A 10765-nucleotide genomic window follows, 5' to 3' on the forward strand; every position below is an offset into this window, starting at 1 on the left:
ATCGCCAAAGACCACTGACTGCAATAACATTGGTTTAATGTAAATTGCAGTACAGTGGTAACTTATTGCCATAACAATAAAAATAATCAAACATAACCCATCATCTGTAATAAACGCTGTGCCTGTTGTACGGCTTCCTGACGGTGAGCAACCCCCAGTTTTTGATATAAATTACGGATATGGGTTTTAATCGTAGTGGCCGCCACTTCCAGCTCACCGGCGATCTGTTCATTACTGTAGCCGGAGTAAATCAGCCCCAATACCTGCCATTCGCGCTGGGTTAGCGGGCTGGTACGGATCAGTTCTGGTACTTGCGGGTGAGTTAGCAGTTTATCGACAAATATCTCATCAAAATGGGCGAATTTATGCCGATGGTGCTGGTTAATATCCTTCAGTATTCGCTGAGCACGATGCTGTTCCAATTCCGGTAACGCGTTAAGTTGAATCAGTTGGCGCAACTGTTGTGCCATAGCTTCACCTTCAATCACGAAATGGCTGATAAAACCGGTGCGGTTAGCCAATGACAGTGATTCAATCAGCGCTTTCTGGGCCTCACTTTTACGTTCGGTTTGCCAGTAAAGGATATTACTTAACAACAGATTACGGTTAAGGTCACTGGTTAAACGAAGGCGGCGGGCATTTTCGTTCAGTTCGTCCAATACTACTTCGGCTTCATTAAAGCGCCCTAGCATGATCTGTATCCGCGCGATATTACGCCACTGCCCCTGTAAAAAGTGATTATCCGCCATCCCCGGTTTTTCTGCCTGGCGCAGCCAACTTGCGGCGGCGACTTTATCCCCGGTCATCTGCCAGTGAATAACCCGTGGCTTATCGGCATTGGTTATCCAGTCGAGATGATATTGGCTGCCGTGTTGCAGGGCCTCACAACGCTGAATATACATATTGGCGTTATCCAGGTCGCCACGCGCCAGTGAGCATTTTGCCAGCATCGCCAAACATTGCAATTGCTGTTGGGGTTGGTAATTGACCAGAATCTCAATACCTTTGCGTGCCGCTTCTTCCGCTTCATCCAACCGTGACCACGACCATAAAATTTGGGAGCGAATACGCAGCAGGAATTCATGCAACGGCAACTGCTCAAGATGTTGTTCATGAATTAAATCAAAGGCTTTATCTTGCGTTTCATAAGCGGCTTGCAAGAAACCTTGTGCAATCAGGATTTCACTCTGTTGTAGCAATGCCCATAAGGCATAGTGATAGGCTTCGTGGCGACGTGCCATTTGCTCGGTTTGCTGCATCATGGGCAGCGCACGGCTTAGCTCCCCTTTACAATGATGAACCTCACCAGTTACGGAGGTTGCCACAATACGGCTATAAAAGTTCGCCATCGGCAGATATTTCAGCGCATCAGTTGCCAGTTTTTCGGCTTCATCTGGCTTACCGTCATTGATAGCTACCTGAGCACGCAGGGCATCAAATTCAGCGCGTAAAATCTCATCAACAGGGATTTTGCGCTCTTGCATTGCCGATTCAGCGCGCTCGAGCAAGGTATTCACCTCACCATAACGGTGTTGGCTTTGCGCCAGCCAGGCTTGTAGCAGTGCCAGTTCTGGATTCTGCACCAATAAAGAGTAAGGCAGGGCGACCAGACATTGTTCCAGCAGCGCCAACTCACTGTGGTTAAACAGCGTCCAGGCATGTTGCAGCAAGATATCACGTAACATGCCAACATCACCTGCGGCCAATGCATGGTGGATTGCTTCAGCCGGGTAGCCCAGCGCCATCCAGCCTTCAGCGGCTGCGTGATGCAATTCCGGTAACTCCAACGCCAATTCCCACTGGCAGCGCTGGCGCAAGAAGGTGGCAAATAGCGGGTGGAAGCAGAACCATTCACCACTGTCATCCATACGATGAATAAATAACCCCTGGCGCTCCAACTCTTCCAGCCGTTGCTGACCGTTATCTTCCCCAGTCAGGCGCACAATCAGGGCATCATTCATGGAACGTAATACTGAGCAACGCAGCAGAAAAACGCGGGAATTGCTATCCACCTGATCTAATACTTCATCCACCAGATAGTCTGATAAATGGCTGGCATTTAACCCTGCCAGGCGTTTTGCCGATTTTTGCGCGGATGAGTTTGGCTGACGCGATGACAGTGCTATCAGTTGCAGCGCGGTGGCCCAGCCTTCAACTTCATCACACAAGCGGCTGCTATCACCTTGTTCCAGTGGCACTGACAGGCGGCAATCAAAAAATTGCTGTGCTTCCTGATGATTAAATGCCAGTTGCTGCATGCCTAATTCCAGCAACTGATCGCGCACCCGCAGGTTAGCAATTCCCAGCGGTGGCAAGGTGCGGGATAGCAGGATCAGCGTCATATTTTCCGGCTGGTGACGCAGAAAGAAGCGCACCGCTTCATGAACAGCGTCATTGGTAATCAGATGATAGTCATCGATGACCAGATAAAGCGGGCCATCCCAATCGGACAACTCGATAAATAATTGAGCAAACAGCGCTGAAAGGCTGGCGTATTGATGCTTTTGGCTGAGAGCTTCACTTTTACTGCAATGGCCGCCAGTCGCCAACTGTACCGCAGCAATCAGATAAGAGGCGAAACGCTCTGGTTGATTGTCACTTTCATCCAGTGAATACCACCCGAGATTGGATTGGTCGGCAGCCCATTGGGCGATCAACGTGGTCTTACCATAACCGGCTGGGCAATTGATCAAAGTCAGGCGATAGTTTGCTACACCTGATAACTTAACCAATAGACGGTCGCGTATCACGGTATTTTGCAGCCGTACCGGGCGGCTCAGTTTTGAGGGGATCAGCATGCTGTGTCCGGTTTAACCAATATCCGGTGAGAAGACGTCCTGGCGAGTGATATGTCCATTTGTAATGAAATGTTACAGGCATTCATAAGAGTAATTATTTTTAGCCTCGTAATTAATCAGCACTGCTAAGGTCTGATAACGGCCATGTTATTGCAATAGAGTTAATGTTTCATATGGCTGTAAGTTGCACCGGATCACAATTTTAGCTACGCCCTGCGACTCATCCCCAGCTAATCCCCCGGCAGGATGATGCCCTTGTCAGTTCTCATTGGCAGGATAAGGGTAAAATTACCCCACTCACAGGATAGAGACTCCCTATGTCACAGCCTACGCTTAAAAAGGACGATTTCCTGGCCGCACTGACCCGCCAGTGGCAGCGCTTTGGCCTAACCTCCGCTCAGCAAATGACTCAACACCAATGGTGGGAAGCTGTCAGCGCGGCGTTAGCCGAACAATTGGCGGCTCAGCCTGCACCAGGTAAAACCCAAAAAGTCCAACGGCATGTTAACTACATTTCAATGGAGTTTTTGATTGGTCGTTTAACGGCAAACAACCTGATTAATCTGGGTTGGTATGATCAAGTGGAGGCATTGCTGGCCGAGCAGCAAATTAACCTGTGTGATTTGCTGGAGCAGGAGACTGACCCTGCATTGGGTAATGGCGGTCTTGGGCGTTTGGCGGCCTGTTTCCTTGATTCGATGGCAACCGTTGAGCAACCCGCCACCGGTTATGGTCTGAATTATCAATACGGTCTGTTCCGTCAATCTTTCAGTGAATGTAAACAACAGGAAGCCCCGGACAACTGGCAGCGCGAGAGTTATCCGTGGTTTCGCCATAATGCGGCGTTGGCGGTTGATGTCGGCTTTGCTGGCAAGTTAGAAAAACTCGCTGATGGCCACCAGGTGTGGCGTCCGGCCTTCACCTTACGCGGTGAAGCTTGGGATTTACCGGTGCTGGGTTTTCGCAATGGTGTAACACAGCCGTTGCGCCTGTGGCAGGCGACTCATCAACATCCATTTGATTTAACTAATTTTAATGATGGGAAGTTCCTGCTGGCAGAACAAAATGGCGTTGAAGCAGAAAAACTGACCAAAGTATTGTATCCAAACGATAACCATCTGGCCGGCAAACGTCTGCGCCTGATGCAGCAATACTTCCAATGCGCCTGCTCGGTGGCGGATATTTTACGTAAGCATCATCTGGCTGGTCGTAAACTGGCTGAATTGCCTGACTATGAAGTTATTCAACTGAATGATACCCACCCGACTATCGCTATTCCTGAAATGCTGCGAGTACTGCTGGATGAGCATCAGCTAAGCTGGGATGCGGCGTGGGCGATCACCAGCAAAACCTTCGCTTATACCAACCACACGTTGATGCCTGAAGCACTTGAATGTTGGGATGAAAAATTAGTGCGTAGTTTGTTGCCACGCCATTTTGTCATCATCAAGCAGATCAATGCGCAGTTTAAAAAGGTGGTGGATAAGCAATGGCCTGGGGATGAAGCGGTGTGGGCCAAGCTGGCGGTTCATCATAATAAGCAGGTGAGAATGGCCAATCTGTGTGTGGTCAGCGGCTTTGCCGTCAACGGCGTAGCGCAACTGCATTCTGATCTGGTTATCAAAGACTTATTCCCTGAATACTATCAATTATGGCCAAATAAATTCCATAATGTTACTAATGGTATTACGCCGCGCCGTTGGTTGAAGCAATGTAATCCGGCATTATCTGGCCTGATTGATGACACGCTGAAAGTGGAATGGGCGAATAATCTGGATGCATTAGCCGGGCTTGAGTCTTATGCCGAAGATAAGGCTTTTAGGGGCCGTTATCAGCAGATCAAATATGACAACAAAGTTAAGTTAGCTGAATACGTTAAGCGAACTATGGGGTTGGTGATTAATCCAGACGCCATCTTCGATGTGCAGATTAAGCGGTTGCATGAATATAAGCGTCAGCATTTGAATCTGTTACATATTCTGTCGCTCTACCGCCAGATCCGTGACAACCCGAATCTGGATATTGCGCCGCGTGTGTTCTTGTTTGGTGCCAAAGCTGCACCTGGTTATTATTTAGCTAAGAATATTATTTATGCGATCAATCAGGCCGCCGATAAGATCAACAATGATCCGATCGTCAAAGATCGCCTAAAAGTGGTCTTTATCCCCGATTATCGGGTTTCAGTCGCGGAATTGATGATTCCTGCGGCGGATGTATCGGAGCAGATTTCAACTGCCGGTAAAGAAGCCTCTGGCACTGGCAACATGAAACTGGCACTGAATGGTGCATTGACGGTGGGTACCCTTGATGGGGCTAACGTTGAAATTGCCGAGCAGGTGGGTGACGAGAATATCTTTATTTTCGGTAACACCGTGGAGCAGGTAAAAGCCATTTTGGCGAAAGGTTATAAGCCACAGAAGTATCTTAAAGCTGACGCGCACCTGAAAAGCATTCTGGATGAGCTGGCCAGTGGTGCGTTCAGCCAAGGTGATAAGCACGCATTTGACATGATGTTGCATAGCCTGTTGGAAGGGGGTGACCCTTATCTGGTATTGGCTGATTTTGCCTCATACTGTCAGGCACAGAAGCAAATTGATGCCCTGTACCGCGATAAGGATGAATGGACCCGCCGTACCATTCTTAACACTGCCCGGGTAGGGATGTTCAGTTCTGACCGTTCAATTCGTGATTACCAATCACGGATTTGGCAAGCCAAACGTTAAGGAGAAGACTGCATGGATCGTAAATCGCTCGATCAAGCAGCGACACTGGCAGGGATAGCCGCCAGCTACATTAATGCTCATGGTAAGCCGCAGGCTATTTTGCCGGAAACCAAGCAGCAGTTGTTGGCGGCCATGGGGCGCACCCAGGTGCCTCAGGACACCTCGACAGAAAATACACCACTACCGGTGGTGAAAGTATTTACTTTTGGTAGCCCAATGCAGTTACCAATGGCGGGTTCAGGCGATTATCACTGGCAATTGCAGACAGAAAAAGGTGAGTTGCACCAGGGGCGTATCAGTGCAAAAAAGACGCTGACATTGCCATCTTCTCTGCCGCAGGGTTATCACCGTTTGATTCTCGAACAAGGGTTACAGCAGTGGCAGTGTTCAATTATTGTGGCACCGAAACGTTGCTATGAGCCAGATGCGTTGCTGGCAGGGAAAAAGTTGTGGGGCGCTTGTGTACAGCTCTATACCCTGCGTTCCGAACGTAACTGGGGGATTGGTGATTTTGGTGATCTCAGCCAGATGTTGGAACAGGTGGGCGAGCGTGGTGGTGCCTTTATCGGTTTGAATCCGATTCATGCGCTGTATCCGGCTAATCCACAGAGTGCTAGCCCCTATAGCCCCTCTTCAAGACGCTGGCTGAATGTGGTTTATATCGACGTGAACCGCGTGGATGAGTTTCAGCACAGTGAAGCGGCGCAGCTCTGGTGGCATCAACCAGCAACACAACAGACGCTGGCTGAAATTCGGGCTAATGAGTGGGTTGATTATCCGCAGGTTATGCAACTGAAATTGATGGCGCTGCGTTTGGCCTTCCCGCTGTTTACTGCTCGTAAAGCAAAAGATGCGCGGATGCAGGCATTCCACCAGTTTGTGGAACAAGGCGGTCGTAGTCTGCATCAACAAGCAGCTTTTGATGCGCTACATGCTCATTTAAGTGCGCAAGACCCAATGATGTGGGGCTGGCCGGTGTGGCCAGAAAAATATCGTGATGGGCACAGCAGTGCTGTAGCTGATTTTTGCCGCGAATACGCGAGTGATGTGACCTTCTATCTATGGTTACAGTGGTTGGCCGCCACTCAGTTTGATAACTGTTTTCGCAACAGCCAGACACGAAAAATGCCGATTGGCTTGTACCGTGATTTAGCTGTTGGTGTGGCTGAAGGTGGCGCTGAAACCTGGTGTGACCGCGAGTTATATTGTCTGAAAGCCTCGGTAGGGGCTCCGCCTGATATTTTAGGGCCGCTGGGCCAGAACTGGGGGTTGCCACCAATGGACCCGCACGTCATGGTTGCGCGTGCCTACCAGCCTTTTATCGATTTGCTGCGCGCTAATATGACCAGTTGTGGCGCTCTGCGTATTGATCATGTGATGGCCTTATTGCGTCTGTGGTGGATTCCCTACGGGCAGACTGCCGCCCAGGGGGCTTATGTTAAATATCCGGTCGATGATCTATTGGCGATATTGGCGCTGGAAAGTCAGCGTCATCACTGCATGGTGATTGGCGAGGATTTAGGCACGGTACCGGTAGAAATTGTGGCTAAGCTGCGTGACAGCGGGGTGTATTCCTACAAGGTGCTCTATTTTGAGCATGACAGTGAGAATACCTTCCGTGCGCCACAATCTTATCCGGCACAGGCGATGGCCACCATTACGACCCATGATTTGCCGACCTTACGGGGCTATTGGCAAAGTGACGATCTGACGTTGGGGAATAAGCTGGGGTTATATCCAGACCAACAGATATTGAAGCAGCTTTATCTTGATCGGGAACGGGCCAAGCAAGGATTATTGGAAGGGTTACATCACTATGACTGTGTGCCAAAGAAGGTAGGCCATAAAGCGTCACTCCTCTCGATGAGCCCGGTCCTTAACCGAGGATTACAGCGTTATGTTGCCGACAGCGCCAGCGCATTACTGGGTTTGCAACCGGAAGATTGGTTGGATATGGCGACACCGGTAAATATTCCCGGAACCAGTGAGGAATATCCGAACTGGCGGCGTAAATTGACCTCGAGCTTGGAAGAGATGTTTGCTGACAGCCAGGTTAATCGTTTATTGAAGGATTTGGATAAGCGGCGCAAGAATGTGTCGGCGGGATGATAAGGGGAGGGAATCTCTCAGTAGGCTGCCAATAAAGTGCTCGTGGCGCAGAGAACAGGCAGATCGTAAAGACGCCGTCAATACGTCGATGTAGGCTCATGCCGCGCCATCCCTGGCGCGGACGCTTTACTCTTCTGCCTATCCTCACCGCTCCAGATTGAGTCATCTGGTTTTGTCAGCATTAAGAACAATATTATTCATTGGTGTTACAGCAAGGCAGCAAGCTAACACCGCTGTAGCACCAAGGGCGCAGGATAATGAGTAATAGCAATGCTCAATTATTAGCCAAAGTTATTAGCCAAAGTCATTGGTGTTACAGCAAGGCAGCAAGCGAACAAATCCCGATGAGCTGACATCAGTCAGTGATTCGGGTGAGAGAGCGAAGCTAACACCGCTGTAGCACCAAGGGCGCAGGATAATTAGTAATAGGAATGCTCGCCGCGCTGATGCTCAGTCAAATCCCTCACGCCTTTCAATTCTGGGAATTTCTGCAACAGCTCTTTTTCGATGCCTTCTTTCAGTGTGACATCAACCATAGAACACCCGTTACAGCCACCGCCGAATTGCAGGATAGCCAATGCATCTGGTGTGATTTCCATCAATGTTACACGGCCACCATGCCCGGCCAGTTGCGGGTTAATCTGCGATTGCAGAACATATTCAACCCGCTCCATCAATGGTGCAGTGTCATCAACTTTACGCATTTTGGCATTAGGCGCCTTCAGGGTAAGTTGAGAGCCTAGTTGGTCAGTGACGAAGTCGATTTCAGCGTCGTCCAAATAAGGCTTACTCATTTCATCAACATAGGCAGATAACTGCTCAAATTTCAGTACAGTATCTGTTGCTTCGACCGCATCCGGTGGGCAGTAAGACACGCCGCATTCAGCGGTGGGTGTTCCGGGGTTGATAACAAATACCCGGATTTGGGTGCCTTCTTCTTGATTTGCCAACAGTTTGGCAAAATGAGATTGTGCTGCGTCTGTTATTGTGATCATGGCATCTGCTCAATAGTTGACTATTCTTGTCGGTTATAATACGCCCATTGCTGGGGTGACTACAAGGTTCGGCAGATACACCACACCTGTAATGAGGCAATCCCCTCGGACCAGAGTAGATCGGCAATCTCATTCAGTGTACTGCCCGTTGTTACGACATCATCCAGCAGAGCAATATGTTGGCCGCGAAGAGACTGTGTACAACGAAATATCCCCCGCATATTTTTACGTCGCGCGGTAGCTTTCAATCGCTGCTGCGGTGGTGTAGCCCGTACTCGCTGTAACGTCATATTACTGTAGTGGCAGCCAAGCCAGTGTGCCAATGGCCGTGCTAACAGGTCTGTTTGGTTATAGCCGCGCCGCCAACAGCGCCAGCGGTGTAAAGGCACACTAATGATTCTTTCTGGCCTGATAACCTTACCCTGACGGTAGGCATCAAGCCAGCGTAACAATAATAAACGGGCCAGTACCGGAGCCAACTGTGTGACGCCGTTAAATTTGAACTTTTTTATCAGCCCGTTCAAGGGCGGAATATAATCACTGACAAAGGTCATACTCGCCCAGCGGGGTGGTGCGTTAAGGCAGCGGCCACAAGGTAACGCCGGGTTAGTGCAGGGCAAGCCGCAGCGAGGGCAACAGGGCGGTAATTTAGGTAAATGCTGGTTGCAATAACAACAAATGCCATGCCTTGGATGATATAACCGCTGCCGGCATAGCCAACACTGGCTGACGATTGTTAGCATGTTTATCTTCCTTGATAAGTGATGTATGACGCGGCTAAGGCAACAGGATATTAACGTATGAAACAACTGTATTGGAACACCTGCGGTGAAGGTGATTGCGATCTTGTGCTGCTGCACGGATGGGGGCTGAACGCCGAAGTCTGGCATTGCATAATTGATAGACTCGCACCGCATTTTCGTCTGCATTTGGTGGACCTCCCCGGTTATGGGCGCAGCAAAGATTTTGGTGCGATGCCACTGTCTGATATGGCGGCAATTGTCTTACAACAAGCACCACCGCGCGCCTTGTGGCTCGGTTGGTCGATGGGCGGGCTAGTGGCCAGTCAGATAGCCTTGACTCAGCCAGAGCGCGTGCGTGGGCTAATAACTGTCTCCTCCTCGCCATGTTTTACTGCGCATGATGAATGGCCGGGGATTCGGCCGGAAGTCTTGGCCGGTTTCCAGCAACAGTTAAGTGAGGATTTTCAGCGTACCGTTGAGCGTTTTCTGGCATTGCAAACTTTGGGGACGGAAAGTGCACGACAGGATGCCCGTTTATTGAAAGCGGTGGTGCTACAACACCAGATGCCAGAAGTGGAGGTGTTAATCGGCGGGCTAGACATTCTGCGTACTGCCGATTTACGACCCACACTGGCCAAATGCACTCTACCTTTGTTGCGCATTTATGGTTATCTGGATGGGCTGGTGCCGCGCAAAGTGGCTTCGTTATTAGATAGTGCCTGGCCGCAGAGTCAATCGGTGGTGATGAAGGGAGCAGCTCATGCCCCTTTTGTTTCTCATCCTGATTATTTTTCAAAATTACTTATCGATTTTTCAGCACATGTTGACGCTAAAATCACACTGGAATAGCTAACTGCCACAGATTTAAGGCCTTAGCACATAGAGATGAATGGAATTTAATGTGTAATTTAATGGCTAAATATTAAATCTGCTTAATAATTAAGAAGGTTCAAATTGGCGCATCCCCGCGCACTGGCATGGGGAGAGCCTTTTCTTTAGAGGTGTGGGCGGCCACTGCGCGTGGCGTCACATCAGCCAACTGTCTTTAATTAAATCAATTCATCTCTGTTTTTCTTACTGTTTTTATACGCATTAATCCTTCATTTGCGAGGTATTCGGTATGAATTTATTGAAAAATCTGGCTGTAGCTCTGGTCGTTACGGGGGTTTCTTTTGGCGCGATGGCGGCGAAAGAAATTACTAAAGAAGAAGCGAAGAATTACGAGAAGATTGGCACCATTACCACGTCGGGTCAGGCAACATCGCCGATGGATGTGAAAGAAGAGCTGTCGAAAATGGCGGATGAGAAAGGCGGTAAGTATTATGTGATCATCGCCGAGCGTGAAAAGAAGAAATTTGACGCTGATGCCGATGTTTATAAGTAATAAAAAGGCAGAG

At 49.4% G+C, this 10765-nt stretch carries 7 protein-coding genes and 1 pseudogene; 4 read left to right on the forward strand and 4 right to left on the reverse strand.

Going from position 1 to position 10765, the window contains the following annotated elements:
- Window positions 1-86: 86 nt before the first annotated feature.
- Window positions 87-2798: an HTH-type transcriptional regulator MalT gene (gene malT, locus V1952_RS16355; RefSeq protein WP_083161255.1), complete on the reverse strand. Its 2712-nt coding sequence runs from the start codon at window positions 2796-2798 to the stop codon at window positions 87-89.
- A 317-nt stretch (window positions 2799-3115) separates the two neighbouring features.
- On the opposite strand from malT, the gene malP reads away from it, so the two are divergent.
- On the forward strand, window positions 3116-5521 hold the full coding sequence (gene malP / locus V1952_RS16360) for a maltodextrin phosphorylase (RefSeq protein WP_420075127.1): 2406 nt from the start codon (window positions 3116-3118) through the stop codon (window positions 5519-5521).
- A 12-nt stretch (window positions 5522-5533) separates the two neighbouring features.
- Window positions 5534-7630 carry a 4-alpha-glucanotransferase gene (gene malQ / locus V1952_RS16365; RefSeq protein WP_420072058.1) on the forward strand — a complete coding sequence of 699 codons (2097 nt, stop codon included), beginning with the start codon at window positions 5534-5536 and terminating at the stop codon, window positions 7628-7630.
- Between the two features lie 21 nt (window positions 7631-7651).
- Here the strand turns inward: malQ and V1952_RS16370 are convergent.
- From V1952_RS16370 to gntX, 3 genes and pseudogenes are all read right to left on the reverse strand, one after another.
- A pseudogene (locus tag V1952_RS16370) lies at window positions 7652-7720 on the reverse strand (gluconate 5-dehydrogenase); the annotation flags it as partial.
- Window positions 7721-8049: 329 nt separating this feature from the next.
- Complete coding sequence (nfuA, locus tag V1952_RS16375) at window positions 8050-8625, reverse strand: Fe-S biogenesis protein NfuA (RefSeq protein ID WP_083161247.1); 576 nt, start codon at window positions 8623-8625, stop codon at window positions 8050-8052.
- A 59-nt stretch (window positions 8626-8684) separates the two neighbouring features.
- A complete protein-coding gene (gntX, locus tag V1952_RS16380; RefSeq protein ID WP_420075128.1) occupies window positions 8685-9368 on the reverse strand; it encodes a DNA utilization protein GntX in 684 nt (227 codons plus the stop codon).
- Between the two features lie 57 nt (window positions 9369-9425).
- Here gntX and bioH point away from each other — a divergent pair, with 57 nt between their 5' ends.
- Window positions 9426-10217, forward strand: coding sequence for a pimeloyl-ACP methyl ester esterase BioH (bioH, locus tag V1952_RS16385; RefSeq protein WP_420075129.1), 792 nt, complete (start codon window positions 9426-9428; stop codon window positions 10215-10217).
- 271 nt (window positions 10218-10488) lie between these two features.
- Complete coding sequence (locus tag V1952_RS16390) at window positions 10489-10752, forward strand: YdgH/BhsA/McbA-like domain containing protein (RefSeq protein WP_083161242.1); 264 nt, start codon at window positions 10489-10491, stop codon at window positions 10750-10752.
- The last annotated feature ends 13 nt before the right edge of the window (window positions 10753-10765 follow it).

Source organism: Yersinia sp. 2542 StPb PI (genome assembly GCF_048593855.1).
Classification (GTDB): Bacteria; Pseudomonadota; Gammaproteobacteria; order Enterobacterales; family Enterobacteriaceae; genus Yersinia; species Yersinia enterocolitica_E.

Bases quoted from the DNA above. Each gene is read 5' to 3' on its own strand.
- malT (WP_083161255.1), bottom strand. From the start codon at position 2,798: ATGCTGATCCCCTCAAAACTGAGCCGCCCGGTACGGCTGCAAAATACC.
- V1952_RS16390 (WP_083161242.1), top strand. From the start codon at position 10,489: ATGAATTTATTGAAAAATCTGGCTGTAGCTCTGGTCGTTACGGGGGTT.
- bioH (WP_420075129.1), top strand. From the start codon at position 9,426: ATGAAACAACTGTATTGGAACACCTGCGGTGAAGGTGATTGCGATCTT.
- gntX (WP_420075128.1), bottom strand. From the start codon at position 9,368: ATGCTAACAATCGTCAGCCAGTGTTGGCTATGCCGGCAGCGGTTATAT.
- malQ (WP_420072058.1), top strand. From the start codon at position 5,534: ATGGATCGTAAATCGCTCGATCAAGCAGCGACACTGGCAGGGATAGCC.
- nfuA (WP_083161247.1), bottom strand. From the start codon at position 8,625: ATGATCACAATAACAGACGCAGCACAATCTCATTTTGCCAAACTGTTG.
- malP (WP_420075127.1), top strand. From the start codon at position 3,116: ATGTCACAGCCTACGCTTAAAAAGGACGATTTCCTGGCCGCACTGACC.